The following is a 14932-nucleotide window of genomic DNA, read 5'->3' on the forward strand; positions in this document are numbered from 1 at the left end:
GTCAGGTTTTGCCGGCGGCCGCTGCGGGGCGTGCCTCGCGGGAGGGGTCTTTCCCCGCCGTATCGAAGAGCTCGGCGGTTGCGGCGACGCCGTCGCTGCTCGCAAGCAGTCGCCGCGCCGTGCGACACACCGCCGGAAGGAATCCGAGGTAATGCGGCTTGCCCTTGACCTCGGCGAGGTAATGGAAGCGGCCGACCACCTTGAGCACCCTCTGCAGCGCGAGCAGCCGGTAGGCGCTGCGCGTCGCATCGAGGCTCTCGAGCCGTCCCGCCTTCTGACGTGCGTAGTAGTGGACGAGCAGCGCCTCCTCGAGCGCAGGAGTGATTCTCTCCGGAGTGATGCGGTCGGTCAGCAGCGAGGCGACGTCATAGAGAGCGGGAGCCAGCAGCGCATCCTGGAAATCGATGATGCGAAGCCGGCCGTCGTGCACGTGGATGTTCCACGCATGGTAGTCGCGGTGGGCGAAGACTCGCGGGAGGGCGGCCAGGCGACCGGCGGCGGCCTTCAGCTCGACGCGGCTGGCCTCGACCAGCGCGGGAGGCGCAGCAGCGACGCCGTACTCGAGGAAATGCTCGAACTCCCAGGCGAACAGCTTTTCGTCGAAAGCCTGGCGAAAGGCGTAGCAGCCGCTGCCGTCGTCCTTGGCACGGGCCTGGAGGTCCGCGAGGAGGTCGAGGGCCCTTCCGAACGTCGCCTCGACCGCGGGGGCCGCTGCCTCCCAGACAGGCACGTCGCCGACGTCCTCGAGAAGGAGGAAGCGGGAGTCGGGAGAAACGGCGTGGATCGCCGGCACAGAGTCGGTGAGCCGGGCCAGGAAGCGGCCGACGTTGACGAACGCCAGCTCCTTCGGACCCTCGTTGCCGAAGACGTTCAGCTCTTCGGACGACATGGCCACCCCGGCGTCCTGCATCATCATGACGACGACGGTCGCAGGCGCCGCGCGACCGCCGCTCAGCTCGCCGCGAGCGTAGCTGCGCGTCGAGGCGTCGCCGCGCATCGCCGCCAGCGAGGCGACCTCGGCTCCGGGCCAGAGGTCGGCGGCGACGGATGCGCAGAATTCGCGGGCGGCGCGCAGCGGATCGGCGGCGCGCGTGGATCTTGGCGGCATGGTGCTTGCCGTCTCGTACACACCCGCTGGCCGCGCGGCAACCGGTGCCTCTGCGCAGCGCCGATCCGTCTCGGACGGCTCGCGAAAGGCAGCGAGCCCACCGACCCGGGGTACGTTGACATCGCCCGTGGCGCTGGAGATAAGACCCGGTCGACCGCAGCGGCGAGCCCTGCAGCGGCGACCCGATTCCTGACGATGTCCGACTACATTCCGGTACTGATCTCGCTGATCATCGGCGCCGTCATCGTCGGTGCGATGACCAACCTCAACCGGCTCCTCGGCCCGCGCCGTCCGAGCGAGATCAAGAGCCGCCCGTTCGAGTGCGGCAATGACCCCACCGGGCCGGGTTTCGGCCGCTTTTCGATCAAGTTCTACATGGTTGCCATCCTCTTCATCGTCTTCGATGTCGAGGTGGTGTTCATGTACCCGTGGGCCGTGATTTATCGGGACCTTGGCCTGTTCGGCTTCGTCGAGATGATGACCTTCGTCGCGATCCTGCTGGTCGGCTACGCGTACGCGTGGAAAAAAGGAGCGCTGGAATGGCGCTGACCGCCGTCGAGATCGCCGCGAAAGTGGCGGCCGCGGTGCCCGCCAGCGACGCCCGCGCCGTCGACGGGGCGCACATGCCGACGATCGAGGTCGGCTCGACCGAAATGCCCGACGTGCTCACCTTCCTGAGGGACGAGCCGGGGCTGCAGTGCCGCCTTTTCGTCGACGCCACCGCGGTCGACCGCGAGACGCCCCAGGGGCTGCTCCAGGTGGTCTACATCGTGCGCTCCAGCCTGGACTGGAGCCTGTTCGTCGTCGTCAAGACGATGCTCGACGTGGCCGACCCCGTGATGCCCACCAGCAGCGGCGTCTACAAGGGAGCCAACTGGGCCGAGCGCGAGATCTGGGACATGTTCGGCGTCGTCTTCGACGGCCATCCCGATCCTCGCCGCATCCTGATGTATCCCGAGTTCGTCGGGCACCCGCTTCGCAAGAGTTACCCGTACCAGAAGCGCCAGCCGCTGACGCCCGAGCGCGATCCGATCTCGGATCCGTGGCCGAAGCACAACTGAGCGACCGAGCCGCCCGGCAATGAGCACCGACGAATCCCGCAGGAACCTCGCCATGGCCGCCGACCCTCTGTCGGAGATCATGGAGCTGCAGATGGGCCCGTCGCATCCGGCCTGCCACGGCACCGTCAAGTTCGACCTGAGGCTGGACGGCGAGAACATCGTGTCGATGGACACGACGCTCGGCTACCTGCACCGCGGCTTCGAGAAAATGTGCGAGCAGGGCACCTGGACCCAGTGCATCCCGTACACCGACCGCCTCAACTACGCGTCGCCGAACATCAACAATTTCATTTTCTGCGACGGCGTCGAGCGGCTGTGCGGGATCGAGGCGCCCGAGCGCGCCCAGTACATCCGGCTGATCCTGTCGGAATGCTCGCGCATCGCCGACCACCTGACCTGCCTCGGCATGGCAGTGACGGAGCTCGGCGCGATCACCGCGGGCTTCTACATGAACGAAGCCCGCGAGCTGTTCTACAACCTCAATGCGCACGTCACCGGCGCGCGCGTGACCGTCAGCTACGGCCGTATCGGAGGCCTTACGCGGGACGTCCCGCCGAATTTCGAGCAGGAAGTGCGCGCGGCGATCAAGCGCACCGAGGAAGTGCTGCGCGACTGCGAGAAGCTGCTGGAGCGCAACCGCATCTTCGCCGATCGCATGGCCGGAATCGGCATCCTCACCCAGGAAGTCGCCCTGAGCTACGGTCTTACCGGCCCGCTGCTGCGCGCCACCGGCGTGTCGTACGACGTGCGCAAGGCCGCGCCGTACATGTTCTACGACCGCGTCGACTTCGAGGTCCCGATCGGGACCAAGGGCGACAACTTCGATCGCTTCTCGGTGCGATTCGAGGAGCTCAAGCAGTCGATCCGCATCATCGACCAGGCGTTCGGGCAGATGAAGCCGGGCCGCATCTGCATCGACGATCCTCGCTACGCGCTTCCCGACAAGAAGGACGTGTACGAGAACATCGAAGGCCTGATGAACCATTTCAAGATCATCATCGAGGGCGTGCGCGTGCCGGCCGGCGAGATCTACTTCTCGGGCGAAGGAGCCAACGGCGAACTGGGCTTCTACATCGTCAGCGACGGCAGCGGGCGGCCTTACCGCGTGCGCGTGCGGCCGCCGTGCTGGTACGGAATGGCGGCGCTCGAGGAGATGGTGCGCGGCCACATGGTCTCCGACCTCACGGCGATCTTCGGCCTGGTCAACATGATCGGAGGCGAGTGCGACCGCTAGGCGGTCGCACGTACAACCCATGTCGTCCCACGCCCACGAGCACGTCGCCGACACCGGCCCGGTCAACTTCAGCGCCGCGGCGATGAAGGAGTACGAGGCCATCCTGGCCCGCTATCCGGAGCGCCGCGCGGCGCTGATGCCGGTGCTGTGGCTCGCGCAGCGCGAGTTCGGCTGGATCAGCCCGTCGGCCCAGCATTACGTCTCCGGGCTGATGGACCTCCCGATGGCCTGGGTCGAGGGAGTCGTCAGCTTCTACACGATGTACTGGCGCCGCCCGATGGGCCGCTGCCACGTCGCCGTCTGCACGAACCTGTCGTGCTACCTGCGCGGCGCCGAGGAGATCTACGACGCCGTCTGCGAGCGCACCGGCGTGCGCGCGGGCGAAGTGTCGGCCGACGGCAAGTGGTCGGTCGAGAGGGCCGAGTGCCTCGGCTCCTGCGATACCGCGCCGATGCTGCAGGTCAGCAACGACGGCTACTTCGAGAACCTGACGGTCGAAAGCGTCTTGGCGCTGCTCGACCGGCTCGAGCGCGGCGAGAAGGCGTAGGCGATGTCGGACGCCATCCTCTTCGACTGGGTGATCCCCGGCCTCAAGTCCTTCATCGTGATCTTCATGGTGCTCAACCTCGCGGCGATGCTGCTGTGGATCGAGCGCAAGGGCAGCGCGCTGATCCAGAACCGCGTCGGCGCCAACCGCGCCGCGGTGTTCGGGATCCTCCCGATCAACCTCGGCTTCGTCAATACGCTGATCGCGGACCCGATGAAGCTGTTCACGAAGGAAGAGTTCGTGCCTGCCGGCGCCGACCGCTTCGTGCACGCGATCGCGCCGTTCCTCGCGCTGTTTCCCGCCGTCGTCACGATGGTCGCCGTGCCGTTCGGCGATTCGGTCCAGTTCATGGGCCACACCGTCGAGCTGCAGGCCGTGCGCCTGGACGTCGGCGTGCTCTACATCTCGGCCCTGATGGCGATGGGTGTCTACGGCGTCGCGCTTGCCGGCTGGTCGTCGAACAACCGCTGGGCGCTGCTCGGCAGCATCCGCGGCAGCGCGCAGATGATCAGCTACGAGCTGGCGATGGGCATCGCGCTCGTCAGCATGATTCTTCTCTTCGGCACCCTCGACATGCAGTCGATGGTGCGCCAGCAGGGCGGCCTGTTCCTCGGGGTGCTGCCGAACTGGGGCATTTTCTACCAGCCGGTCGCGTTCCTGATCATCTTCACGGCCGGCATCGCCGAGTCCAAGCGCGTTCCGTTCGACCTTCCCGAGTGCGAATCCGAGCTGATCGCCGGCTACTTCACGGAGTATTCGGGCGGCAAGCAGGCATCGTTCATGCTCTCCGATTTCGCCGAAGGCGTGATGGTTGCGGGTCTCGTCGTCACCATGTTCTTCGGCGGCTGGCAGGTCCCGTATCTTTCGAAAGAGGGTTTCGCGCTTCCCGGGATGCATCCTCTGGCGCTGCCGGCGCTGGCGATCACTTTGATGCAGGTCGGCTCGTTCATGGTGAAAGTCCTGTTCTTCTGCTGGCTGCAGATCCTGATCCGCTGGACCATTCCGCGCTTCCGCTATGACCAGCTCATGCGCCTCGGATGGAAGGGCATGATGCCGACGGCGATCCTCAACCTCATCGTCACCGCCCTGGTGATCCTGTTGCAAGAGGCTCACACGTGAGCCGTGTATGGAGGGGGGGCTCACACGTGAGCCGTGTATTGAGGGGGGGCTCATACGTGAGCCGTGTGTTGAGGGGGGCTCACACGTGAGCCGTTTAATGAGGGGGGCTCACACGTGAGCCCGATGCTGTTCTGGCCGATGGCCACCGCGTCGGTAATCTTCTCGCTGGCGGTGGTCCTCGCCAAGAGCCCCGTGCGAAGCGCGCTGGCCCTCGTCGGCGTGATGAGCCTGCTCGCCGTGTTCTTCGCGTTCCTGCAGGCGCACCTGCTGGCCGCGCTGCAGATCATCGTCTACGCGGGCGCCGTGATGGTTCTCTTCCTGTTCGTGATCACGCTGCTCAACCTCGAGAGCGACCATGGCGTGCGCGAGAAGCCCAAGCTGACGGCCATCGGCTTCGGCGCGGGTGCCGTCGTCGCGGCGGGGCTCGCGTTCGCGCTCGCCGGCATCGTCGCACCGGCGGCCCGCCACGGCGACCTGCCCGACGGCTTCGGCACGACGGTGATGCTCGCGCACCAGATGTTCAGCCGCTACCTCGTCGCGTTCGAGCTGACGTCCGTGCTGCTGCTGGTGGCGGTGGTCGGGGCCGTCGTGCTGGCCAAGCGTACCGCCGAAGAGAACGCGGAGGAGGTGACCGGCGCATGAGCGGCGAAGTCGGCCTCGTCCACTGGCTCGTGCTGAGCGCGATCCTGCTCGCCATCGGCGCCGTCGGCGTCGTCGTGCGCCGCAACGTGCTGATCATCTTCATGTCGGTCGAGCTGATGCTGAACGCGGCCAACCTCGCTTTCGTGGCGGCCGCCCGCAGCCTCGGCACGATGAACGGACAATCGATCGTGTTTTTCGTGATGACGGTCGCTGCCGCCGAAGCCGCGGTGGGCCTGGCGGTGATTCTTGCGCTGTTCCGCAACCGCCAGACAGTGGCAGCCGACGAGATCGCGCTGCTGAAGTGGTAGGCAGAGCCTAAGCGATGCACGCAGAAACGGTTTCGCAGGTGGCGCAGGCCGCGCCCTACCTCCGCTACATCCCGCTGGCGCCTCTACTGGGCGTGTTGTTCCACGTCGCTCTCGGCTACAGGCTCGGACGCACGGCCGTCGGCGTCGTCGCATGCGGATCGGTGCTGGCGAGCTTCGCGATGGCGACCTCGGCCTTCCTTGCCGTTTTCCACGGCCCTGCCGGCCTGGCGGTGGTCGATCCCGTCTATACGTGGCTGTCTTCCGGCAACTTCTCGGCGCAGGTCGCATTCCGTGTCGACGCGCTGTCGTCGGTGATGGTCATGATCGTCACCGGCGTCGGCCTGCTGATCCATGTCTACTCGACCGGCTACATGGGTCACGATGACGACTACGCGCGCTTCTTCGCGTACCTCAACCTGTTCATGGCGGCGATGCTCGTGCTGGTGCTGGCCGACAACCTGCCGCTGATGTTCGTCGGGTGGGAGGGGGTCGGGCTCTGCAGCTACCTGCTGATCGGATTCTGGTACACCGACCCCGCCAAGGCTTCGGCCGGCAAGAAGGCTTTCCTCGTCAACCGCATCGGTGACGCGGGCTTCATTCTCGGTGCGTTCACGATTTTCTGGGCCCTGGCCGATCTCGGTACGCCGTCGCTCGCGTTCGATGCGATCAACTCGGGGGCCGCGCATTTCGCTCCCGGTGTCGCGCTGGCCGCTGCGTTGCTGCTCTTCGTCGGAGCCACCGGAAAGTCGGCGCAGATTCCGCTGTACGTCTGGCTGCCGGACGCGATGGCAGGCCCCACTCCGGTCTCGGCACTGATCCACGCGGCGACGATGGTGACGGCCGGCGTCTACATGGTCGCGCGCCTGCACGGGCTCTTCGAGGCAGCCCCGGCGGCGATGGAGCTGATCGGGGGGATCGGCGCGGCCACGGCGCTGATGGCGGCAACCATCGGTGTCGCACAGACCGACATCAAGAAAGTGCTGGCGTACTCCACCGTTTCGCAGCTCGGCTACATGTTCCTCGCGCTCGGCTGCGGCGCCTTCGGCGCCGGCATCTTCCACGTGATGACGCACGCGTTCTTCAAGGCGCTGATGTTCCTCGGCGCCGGCAGCGTCATCCACGGCCTGCACGAGGAGCAGGACATCCGCCACATGGGCGGAGTGATGGAAAAGATGCCGGTCACGCACGCGACCTTCGCGATCGGCGTTCTGGCCATCTCGGGCGTGCCGGGTCTTGCCGGCTTCTTCTCGAAGGACGAAATCCTCGCCAGCGCGTTTGCGACCGGGCACACGGGCCTGTGGCTGTGCGGCGTCGTCGGCGCGATGGTCACGGCGTTCTACATGACGCGCCTCTACGTGCTGACGTTCCGCGGAGAGTTCCGCGGCAGCCACGAGACCTGGCACCACGCCCACGAGAGCCCGGCGTCGATGACGGTCCCTCTCATCATCCTCGCGGTGCTGTCGGTGGTCGGCGGTTACGTCGGTCTTCCGACGGTGCTCGGTGGCCACGACGCGTTCGCGAACTACCTCGCGCCGTCGGTCGGCCATCACGAGCTCCACATCGGCGAAGGCACCGAGCTTCTGCTGATGGCCGTGTCGGTCGGCGCAGCGTTCCTCGGCATCGGCGTCGCGTGGGTGCTGTATACGCGCGATCCGCGCGCCGACCGCGGACTTGCCCGCTCACTGCGCAGCGTCTACCCGCGCGTGCAGCGCGCTTACGACGTTGATGCGCTCTACGATACCGTCGTCGTGCAGCCGCTGATGCGCGGCAGCGACGCCCTGTGGAAGGACGTCGACGTCGCGATGATCGACGGTGCCGCCAACGGCACCGCGGCCGCGGCGATGGGCTTCGGCGGACTGCTCCGTCGCTGGTCGACCGGCAACGTGCAGCATTACATGCTGACGGTGCTGGTCGGCGTCGCCGTCGTCGTCTTCACGCTGACGCTGGCGAGGGGACTGTGATGACCCGCGGCCTCGTCACGCTGCTCGTGTTCGCGCCTACGGTGGCCGCACTGCTGGTCGCCATGGTGCCGCGTAGCGCCACGAAGCTGATGCAGATCCTCGCCGTCGTGCTGTCGCTGGTCCCGCTGGCGATCACCGGCCAGATCTGGCGCGCGTTCGATGCCGCCAACGGCGATTTCCAGCTCGTCGAGCGATTCGGGTGGCTTCCCGGCATCGGGGCCTCCTATTTCGTCGGCATCGACGGGATCTCGCTGCTGCTGATCGCGCTGACGGTGGTGCTTACCCCGCTCGTACTGCTGTCGTCGATGGATACGGTGCACCAGAAGATCAAGGGCTACCTCGTCTCGATGCTGATCCTCGAGACGACGATGCTCGGCGCGCTGGTCTCGCTCGACCTGCTGCTGTTCTACGTGTTCTGGGAGCTGATGCTGGTGCCGATGTTCCTGATCATCGGCGTCTGGGGCGGCGAGCGCCGCATGTACGCATCGATCAAGTTCCTGCTGTTCACGATGCTTGGTTCCCTGCCGATGCTGGCGGCGATCCTGTACGTGGTCTGGGCGCACACCCAGGCGGCCGGGACGCCGAGCTTCGCGATCACCGACCTGTACGGCACCGCGATGCCGACGACGAACGCGACGCTGTGTTTCCTCGCGTTCTTCCTCGCGTTCGCCGTCAAGGTGCCGATGTTCCCGCTGCACACGTGGCTGCCCGACGCGCACGTCGAGGCGCCCACCGGCGGCTCGGTGATCCTGGCCGGCGTGCTGCTGAAGATGGGCACTTACGGCTTCCTGCGCTTCGTGATCCCGCTGTTCCCGAACGTCATGGCGGCCTCCGCCGGATGGATCGGCGTGCTCGCGGTCATCGGCATCGTCTACGGCGCGCTGGTCGCGATGGTGCAGCCGGACATGAAGAAGCTCGTGGCGTACTCCTCGGTGAGCCACCTCGGCTTCGTGATGCTCGGAATCGTCTCGCTCAATTCGCAGGGCATGGAAGGCGCCGTCTACCAGATGCTCAACCACGGCGTTTCCACCGGCGCCCTGTTCCTCCTCGTCGGTGTCCTCTACGAGCGCCGCCACACGCGCCTGATCTCCGAGTACGGCGGCCTGTGGAAAACGCTGCCGGTCTACGCGACCTGCTTCATGGTGATCATGCTGTCGTCGATCGGCTTGCCCGGCCTCAACGGCTTCGTCGGCGAATTCCTGATCCTGCTCGGCGGCTTCCGTTTCGACCACGCACTGACCGCCGTCGCAGCCAGCGGCGTCGTTCTCGGGGCGGCGTACATGCTGTGGATGTACCAGCGCGTGATGTTCGGCGAGGTCACCAACGAGAAGAACCTCGCGATGAGCGACATGAGCCTGCGCGAGCTCGCCGTCGTTGTGCCTCTCATCGTCCTCGCCGTCGGCATGGGCGTCTATCCGAAGCCGTTCTTCGACATGATGCGGGCGTCGGTGGCCCACACGATCGCGCGGGTGCCGGCCTCGGCGATCGTCGCTGCCGGCCACGGGGTCGAGCTGCCCGGCGGTCTTAGCCTGCGCGGGATGGCCGTGCCTCACGCCGACTCCGGGGAGGCACGCTGAGATGCCGCAGGCACTGAACATCGGATCGATCCTGCCGATCCTGCCGCTGCTCGTCGGCAGCGTGTGGGCGATGCTCGTGCTGGTGGCCGAGATGTTCTCGTCCAGCCGCCGGTTTGCCGGCGTTGCATGGCTGTCGGTGATCGGTCTGGTCGGCGTCGCGGCGCTCGCGCTGCAGCCGGGACCGGCCGGCATCTACGTCGATGCGCTGGCCAACGACACCTACACGAGCTTCTTCACGGTGCTGACCTGCGCGATCGGCATCGGCTCGATGCTGCTGTCGATCGACTACCTGCCGGCCGCCGGCGTCCGCAAGGGTGAATACTACCCGCTGATGTTCTTCGCGGTGCTCGGCGTCATCGTGATGGCCGCCGCGACCGATCTCATCGTGATGTTCGTCGGCCTCGAGACGATGTCGATGGCCGTCTACGTCCTTGCGGGCATCCTTCGCAACGATGTGAGGTCGAACGAGGCTTCGCTCAAGTATTTCCTGCTGGGCGCGTTCGCCTCGGCGCTGCTGCTCTACGGGATTGCGACGCTGTTTGCGATGACGGGCTCGACCAATCTCGCGCAGGTGGCCGCCGCCATTTCGCGCCACGGCGTTGCACCGACCGACCACCTCGTGATGGTGCTCGGGGCAGGGCTCGTGCTGATCGGCCTCGGATTCAAGATCGCGGCCGTTCCCTTCCACCTGTGGGCGCCGGACGTCTACGAAGGCGCGCCTTCGTCGGTCACGGCATTCATGGCCACCGCGGTCAAGGCCGGTGGATTCGCGGCACTGATGCGCACGGCGGTCGTCGCGCTCGGCCCCCTGCACGCCGACCTGCAGATGGTCCTGTGGGCGGCCTCGGCAGTGACGATGACGGTCGGCAACCTCGTCGCGCTGCGCCAGCTGAGCCTCAAGCGCATGCTCGCGTACTCGTCGATCGCCCACACCGGCTACCTGCTGATGGGCGTCGTCGCGTGCACGCCGCAGGCCAGTGCCGCCGTGCTGTTCTACCTCGCGGGATACGCCGCGATGAATCTCGTTGCATTCGGCGTGCTGATCGCGATGGCGCGCGGCCCGCGCGATGGCGACCAGATTGCCGACTACGCAGGACTCGCACAGACCCGCCCGCTGCTGGCTGCCGCGATGACGATCTCGATGCTGTCGCTGACGGGCATGCCGCCGCTGGTCGGCTTCGTCGGAAAGCTCTACCTGTTCCAGACAGCGCTGCAGGCAGGTTACGTCGGGCTCGTCGTCATCGCGTGCTTCAACTCGGTGCTGTCGGCGGCGTACTACCTCGGCGTCGTTCGAACGATGTACTTCGAGCCTCCTTCGGCCGCGGCCGAGGTCGCGCCGGCGACCGGCGTCTACGCGGCGTTCGTCGTCGGCGTCTCGACGATCCTTACCGTCGTCCTTGGCATCGTGCCGGCGGCCGTGATCGGCGCGGCGACCCGGGCTTTCAAGGGCGTCCTGCTCGGCTGACGATTTCTTTGGAGGGGGGCGCCCGGAACGCCTTGGCATTTCCCGGCTTGCACGCTGGTATCCGATCGGATACCATCGGCGCATGACTCTCGCCGATCGTCAGACCGGGAGCCTGATGAGTTCCGCCCGCCGCCGCGCCGGCCTCACCCTGCGAAGCGCCGCCGCAAAGGCGGCAACCTCGCACGCCACGATCGCCGCCTACGAAGCCGGGCGCAAGTCTCCCACCCTTCCCACGTTGCTGCGCATCCTCGGCTCTTACGGCTTCGCGGCCAACATCGAGTTGTCGCTGCGCATCCGCGAGCGCGACGGCATTCCTCGCGGAGAGGAACTCGAGGAGGCTCTGGCGCTGGCCGAATCCTTCCCGGCGCGCGCGGGCAGGGCCCTCGCGTTCCCGAAGTTCCCGGCGCGTTGAGTTCCCTCGTTCGCAAGATCGTCGCGATCCATCGCGCGTTCGAGAAGGCAGCGCTTCCCCACGCCTTCGGTGGTGCGCTGGCTCTGGCCTGGTGCACCGAGCGAGCACGAGGCACCATCGATATCGACGTCAACGTCTTCGTCGATGCCGGCCACAGGCGCAGCGTAGTAGCGGCTCTGCCGCGCGGAGTTGCCCGCGACGAAACCCAATTTGCCGCACTCGAGCGCGACGGTCAGGTGCGTTTGTGGTGGGACCACACGCCAATCGATCTGTTTCTCGATACTACGCCGTTTCACCGCGAGGCTTTCGGTCGTTGTCGCGAGGAAAGCTTCGGCGGATCCGAGATCCCGTTCCTCTCCTGCCGCGACATCGCAGTCTTCAAGGCTTTCTTCAACCGGACCAGGGACTGGGCCGATCTCGAGGAAATGCAGACAGCCGGCACCCTCGAGGTCGAGAAAATCATCGGCGTTCTGGTCCAGTATCTCGGCGCGGACGATGAAAGGGTGAGCAAACTTGAAGCCCTGAGTCGACGCTGAGGCACGAACACCACGCGCTCCCTTCGGTGGACCAGCGCGCTTCGCCTTCGATTTTGGCGCGGATGGGTCCTTGCCGGGCCAAGGTGCGTGTAAAAAGTCACTTTCCTGCGATCGGGGTTTACCGATCCCGGGCAGTGTGGCAGAAGCACTCCGCACCGGCCGCACCTGGCGGCAGCGCAGCTTTGCCCGGGGAGGACACCATGGACCGTTTCCGTCCGATCGTGCCGGACCACGTCCTGCGCCGCTTCGCCGACGATCCGGATCTGGACGAGGACACGCGCGCAAACCTGCATCGCTCCATCGCGCTCGGGGCCCAGCTTCGCCGCATACGTACCGAGACTGCTCGGCTGACCCTGCTTGCCAGCCCCGCTCCCGAGCCGCGGCCATCGCGGCCCCCGGCGATCGAAGTCTTCTCGTGCAATCACCACACGACGCTTCCCGGCGCGCGCATCGAAGACCCTTCGTCCGCCGACGAAGCCGCGCGCCAGGCGTTCGTCGAAACCACCGGCGTCGCCGAATTCTACCGCAAGGTCTTCGGCCGCAACTCCGTCGACGGCGCAGGCATGGCGCTGCTGTCGTCGGTCCACTACGACCGCCGTTTCAACAACGCGTTCTGGAACGGCACGCAGATGGTCTACGGCGACGGCGACGGCCAGATCTTCGTCGATTTCACCAAGGCGAACGACGTGATCGCCCACGAGCTGACCCACGGCGTGACCGAGCACAGCCTTCGGCTCGGCTACAGCGACGAAGCCGGCGGCCTCAACGAGAGCATGTCGGACGTATTCGGATCGATGTTCCGCCAGTGGCAGGCGGGCCAGGACGCCGCCGGCGGTGACTGGCTGATCGGTCACGACATCCTCGGACCCAAGGCGCTCGCGCGCGGCTACACCTGCCTGCGCGACATGAGCGATCCGGCCGCGAAGCACTGCCTGTCGCCGCAGCCCGTCCACTACCGGCAGTACCGCAGCGGCATGGATCCTCACGACAGCAGCGGCATCCCGAACCGGGCCTTCGCGACGATCGCAAAAGCGGTCGGGGGACCGAGCTGGGATCCGGTCGGCAAACTCTGGTACGAGGCGTTGACGGGCTCCCGTGCGCATCCGACGATGTCGATGGCGCAGTTCGCCGGTGCGACGCGCGCGGCGGCGGCCCGCTTGTTTCCCGGCAATTCCTCGCTGCACGCGGCGGTGGATTCGGGATGGAAGGCGGTGGGTCTCTAGCTCGGCGCGCCGGCAAGTCCGTCGCACCGTTGAAAAAGCCGCAGTTGCACGAATGAAGAAGATCCAGGTCGAGCGTCTCGGCGGCGTTGCAGGATTCGGAACCCGCGCCGGTCATCTGAGGAGCCGCGGCGAAATCCATGAAGCGTCGCTCTGCGATGCCGACCGTGCGGCAGTCGATGCACTCTTCGAGAGCGCCGGTCAGGCGGCGCCGGCTCGCAGCGGGGCACGCGGGATCGACGAGCTGAGATACCGCCTCACGCGCGAAGGCCCGCGTGGCGACGAGAGCGTCGAAGCGAGCGAGTCCGCAGTGCCCCAGGTGCTGCGGGAATCCGTCAAGGACGAGATCGTCTGACTCGAAGCGCTCTACAGCAAACCGCCCCGCAATGAGCACGCCGGCGGCTGACCAACGTCAGGCGGCAGAGCTTGCCGGCTCGGCTGCCTGACGCAGGTGATCGCTGGATTTTCACTGGCACAGCGGCGGGCGGTTGCCGCACGTCGAGGCTGCGGCGTCGGATCGAATCGTATCCGCCTGGTCGCTCGTCATCAGGCCGAGCAGCCGCATGCGGAACACTTCGTCGCTGACGCAGCGCCGGTACTTGGAGTGGCTCGCCCACGGCTTGCCGTCCTCGTCTGCGTCGCAGGGACAGTGCTGCGCAACGCTGCAGCCGTCGCGATCGACGATGTCGCCGCTCGTCGTGCCGGAGCACACATCGCAGGCATCGCCGACGCCGTCGGAATCCGCGTCTGCAGACTGGCCGTCCGCGTTGGCGACCAGCGGGCAGTTGTCGTTGGCATTGAGCACGCCGTCGTTGTCCTTGTCGCTGTCGCAAGCGTCACCGAACGAATCGCCGTCGGTATTGCGCTGCCCGGGATTGGACGTGGACGGGCAATTGTCGCTCGCATCGGGCACTCCGTCGCCGTCGTTGTCTCCAGCGACCGGGGTGAGCACGCCGCAGCTGTTGGTGACGGCATCGTCGACGATCGTGTGCCTCTGGTCGCTCGTGATCAGGTCGTGGATCGCGAAATTGCGCGCCGCTTTCTTCACGCAGCGGATGTAGGCGTCGTGGTCGTGCCACAGCGTCTGGTCGTCGGGCCCGCTGCAGGGGCAGACCTGCGCGATGCTGCAACCGTGGCGGTTGACGACGTCGCCGCCCGGCGCGACCGGGCATTCGTCGCACGCGTCGCCGACGCCGTCGCCGTCCGAGTCGGTCTGGTCGACGTTGGCGTCTTTCGGGCAGTTGTCACTGGCGTTGGCGATCGTGTCGCCGTCCTTGTCGGAATCGCAACGATCCCCGATGTGGTCCCCATCGATGTCGCTCTGGTCCGGATTGAACTTGGTGGGACAGTTGTCGACGCTGTCGTCGACCCCGTCGCAGTCGCTGTCGACGGCCCACGCCCTGGGAGCGGCGGCCAGGGGAACCGTACACAGCGCAACAACGAACAGGGCGCTCGCAAAGAAGCCGCTGAGGTTTCGCATGATCTCTCCTTTCGCAGGCCAGCTCCGCAGGCCAGTTGCGCAGTCGACTCAGGGGAGCGACCTTTCCCGCTCCACGTTGGGCGCGCCTGAGAACCAATGACAAGAGGATGACGGGAGCGACCGATCGCAGGATGACACTTCGCGCTTCACGGCGAGACGCCCGGTAACGCATCGCGCAGCGCGAAGCTCCCCCGGTTGGGACCGCGCTGCAGGGAATTCGCAGACAGTGTTGCGTTGTCGGGCGCAGTCCTGTCCAGATGAT

Annotated in this window: 16 protein-coding genes; 14 read left to right on the forward strand and 2 right to left on the reverse strand. The window is 66.5% G+C overall.

Annotated elements, in window-relative coordinates:
• Position 1: 1 nt before the first annotated feature.
• A complete protein-coding gene (locus VGK20_17330; protein ID HEY2775808.1) occupies positions 2 to 1108 on the reverse strand; it encodes a phosphotransferase in 1107 nt (368 codons plus the stop codon).
• Between the two features lie 255 nt (positions 1109 to 1363).
• On the opposite strand from VGK20_17330, the gene VGK20_17335 reads away from it, so the two are divergent.
• From VGK20_17335 to VGK20_17400, 14 genes are all read left to right on the forward strand, one after another.
• A complete protein-coding gene (locus tag VGK20_17335; protein ID HEY2775809.1) occupies positions 1364 to 1657 on the forward strand; it encodes an NADH-quinone oxidoreductase subunit A in 294 nt (97 codons plus the stop codon).
• Complete coding sequence (locus tag VGK20_17340) at positions 1648 to 2169, forward strand: NADH-quinone oxidoreductase subunit C (protein HEY2775810.1); 522 nt, start codon at positions 1648 to 1650, stop codon at positions 2167 to 2169. The genes VGK20_17335 and VGK20_17340 overlap by 10 nt, the downstream gene beginning before the upstream one ends.
• A 52-nt stretch (positions 2170 to 2221) precedes the next feature.
• Positions 2222 to 3403 carry an NADH-quinone oxidoreductase subunit D gene (locus VGK20_17345; protein ID HEY2775811.1) on the forward strand — a complete coding sequence of 394 codons (1182 nt, stop codon included), beginning with the start codon at positions 2222 to 2224 and terminating at the stop codon, positions 3401 to 3403.
• 19 nt (positions 3404 to 3422) lie between these two features.
• The gene (locus VGK20_17350) at positions 3423 to 3950 is read left to right on the forward strand and encodes an NAD(P)H-dependent oxidoreductase subunit E (GenBank protein ID HEY2775812.1); all 528 of its coding nucleotides are present in this window, start codon (positions 3423 to 3425) and stop codon (positions 3948 to 3950) included.
• Positions 3951 to 3953: 3 nt separating this feature from the next.
• On the forward strand, positions 3954 to 5069 hold the full coding sequence (locus VGK20_17355; GenBank protein ID HEY2775813.1) for a complex I subunit 1 family protein: 1116 nt from the start codon (positions 3954 to 3956) through the stop codon (positions 5067 to 5069).
• A gap of 123 nt (positions 5070 to 5192) precedes the next feature.
• A complete protein-coding gene (locus tag VGK20_17360; GenBank protein ID HEY2775814.1) occupies positions 5193 to 5711 on the forward strand; it encodes an NADH-quinone oxidoreductase subunit J in 519 nt (172 codons plus the stop codon).
• The gene (gene nuoK, locus VGK20_17365; protein HEY2775815.1) at positions 5708 to 6019 is read left to right on the forward strand and encodes an NADH-quinone oxidoreductase subunit NuoK; all 312 of its coding nucleotides are present in this window, start codon (positions 5708 to 5710) and stop codon (positions 6017 to 6019) included. Before VGK20_17360 ends, nuoK begins: the two co-directional genes overlap by 4 nt.
• Before the next feature lie 14 nt (positions 6020 to 6033).
• On the forward strand, positions 6034 to 7980 hold the full coding sequence (gene nuoL / locus VGK20_17370) for an NADH-quinone oxidoreductase subunit L (GenBank protein HEY2775816.1): 1947 nt from the start codon (positions 6034 to 6036) through the stop codon (positions 7978 to 7980).
• The gene (locus tag VGK20_17375) at positions 7980 to 9557 is read left to right on the forward strand and encodes an NADH-quinone oxidoreductase subunit M (GenBank protein ID HEY2775817.1); all 1578 of its coding nucleotides are present in this window, start codon (positions 7980 to 7982) and stop codon (positions 9555 to 9557) included. Before nuoL ends, VGK20_17375 begins: the two co-directional genes overlap by 1 nt.
• A 1-nt stretch (position 9558) precedes the next feature.
• The gene (locus VGK20_17380; protein HEY2775818.1) at positions 9559 to 11022 is read left to right on the forward strand and encodes an NADH-quinone oxidoreductase subunit N; all 1464 of its coding nucleotides are present in this window, start codon (positions 9559 to 9561) and stop codon (positions 11020 to 11022) included.
• 115 nt (positions 11023 to 11137) lie between these two features.
• Positions 11138 to 11434, forward strand: a complete 297-nt coding sequence (locus VGK20_17385) for a helix-turn-helix domain-containing protein (GenBank protein HEY2775819.1) — start codon at positions 11138 to 11140, stop codon at positions 11432 to 11434.
• The gene (locus VGK20_17390) at positions 11431 to 11970 is read left to right on the forward strand and encodes a hypothetical protein (protein HEY2775820.1); all 540 of its coding nucleotides are present in this window, start codon (positions 11431 to 11433) and stop codon (positions 11968 to 11970) included. Before VGK20_17385 ends, VGK20_17390 begins: the two co-directional genes overlap by 4 nt.
• 200 nt (positions 11971 to 12170) lie before the next feature.
• Positions 12171 to 13193 carry a M4 family metallopeptidase gene (locus VGK20_17395; GenBank protein HEY2775821.1) on the forward strand — a complete coding sequence of 341 codons (1023 nt, stop codon included), beginning with the start codon at positions 12171 to 12173 and terminating at the stop codon, positions 13191 to 13193.
• A gap of 52 nt (positions 13194 to 13245) precedes the next feature.
• A complete protein-coding gene (locus VGK20_17400) occupies positions 13246 to 13545 on the forward strand; it encodes a protealysin inhibitor emfourin (GenBank protein HEY2775822.1) in 300 nt (99 codons plus the stop codon).
• Between the two features lie 111 nt (positions 13546 to 13656).
• On the opposite strand, the gene VGK20_17405 is transcribed toward VGK20_17400, so the two are convergent.
• Entirely contained in the window at positions 13657 to 14670 is a 1014-nt protein-coding gene (locus VGK20_17405; protein ID HEY2775823.1) for a thrombospondin type 3 repeat-containing protein, read from the reverse strand.
• Positions 14671 to 14932 lie beyond the last annotated feature (262 nt).

The sequence above is a fragment of the Candidatus Binatia bacterium genome (assembly GCA_036493895.1).
GTDB lineage: Bacteria > Desulfobacterota > Binatia > UBA1149 > CAITLU01 > DATNBU01.

Bases quoted from the DNA above. Each gene is read 5' to 3' on its own strand.
- VGK20_17375 (HEY2775817.1), top strand. From the start codon at position 7,980: ATGACCCGCGGCCTCGTCACGCTGCTCGTGTTCGCGCCTACGGTGGCC.
- VGK20_17380 (HEY2775818.1), top strand. From the start codon at position 9,559: ATGCCGCAGGCACTGAACATCGGATCGATCCTGCCGATCCTGCCGCTG.
- VGK20_17385 (HEY2775819.1), top strand. From the start codon at position 11,138: ATGAGTTCCGCCCGCCGCCGCGCCGGCCTCACCCTGCGAAGCGCCGCC.
- VGK20_17335 (HEY2775809.1), top strand. From the start codon at position 1,364: ATGACCAACCTCAACCGGCTCCTCGGCCCGCGCCGTCCGAGCGAGATC.
- VGK20_17360 (HEY2775814.1), top strand. From the start codon at position 5,193: ATGCTGTTCTGGCCGATGGCCACCGCGTCGGTAATCTTCTCGCTGGCG.
- VGK20_17345 (HEY2775811.1), top strand. From the start codon at position 2,222: ATGGCCGCCGACCCTCTGTCGGAGATCATGGAGCTGCAGATGGGCCCG.
- VGK20_17350 (HEY2775812.1), top strand. From the start codon at position 3,423: ATGTCGTCCCACGCCCACGAGCACGTCGCCGACACCGGCCCGGTCAAC.
- VGK20_17330 (HEY2775808.1), bottom strand. From the start codon at position 1,108: ATGCCGCCAAGATCCACGCGCGCCGCCGATCCGCTGCGCGCCGCCCGC.
- VGK20_17400 (HEY2775822.1), top strand. From the start codon at position 13,246: ATGAAGAAGATCCAGGTCGAGCGTCTCGGCGGCGTTGCAGGATTCGGA.
- nuoK (HEY2775815.1), top strand. From the start codon at position 5,708: ATGAGCGGCGAAGTCGGCCTCGTCCACTGGCTCGTGCTGAGCGCGATC.
- VGK20_17395 (HEY2775821.1), top strand. From the start codon at position 12,171: ATGGACCGTTTCCGTCCGATCGTGCCGGACCACGTCCTGCGCCGCTTC.
- nuoL (HEY2775816.1), top strand. From the start codon at position 6,034: ATGCACGCAGAAACGGTTTCGCAGGTGGCGCAGGCCGCGCCCTACCTC.
- VGK20_17340 (HEY2775810.1), top strand. From the start codon at position 1,648: ATGGCGCTGACCGCCGTCGAGATCGCCGCGAAAGTGGCGGCCGCGGTG.
- VGK20_17355 (HEY2775813.1), top strand. From the start codon at position 3,954: ATGTCGGACGCCATCCTCTTCGACTGGGTGATCCCCGGCCTCAAGTCC.
- VGK20_17405 (HEY2775823.1), bottom strand. From the start codon at position 14,670: ATGCGAAACCTCAGCGGCTTCTTTGCGAGCGCCCTGTTCGTTGTTGCG.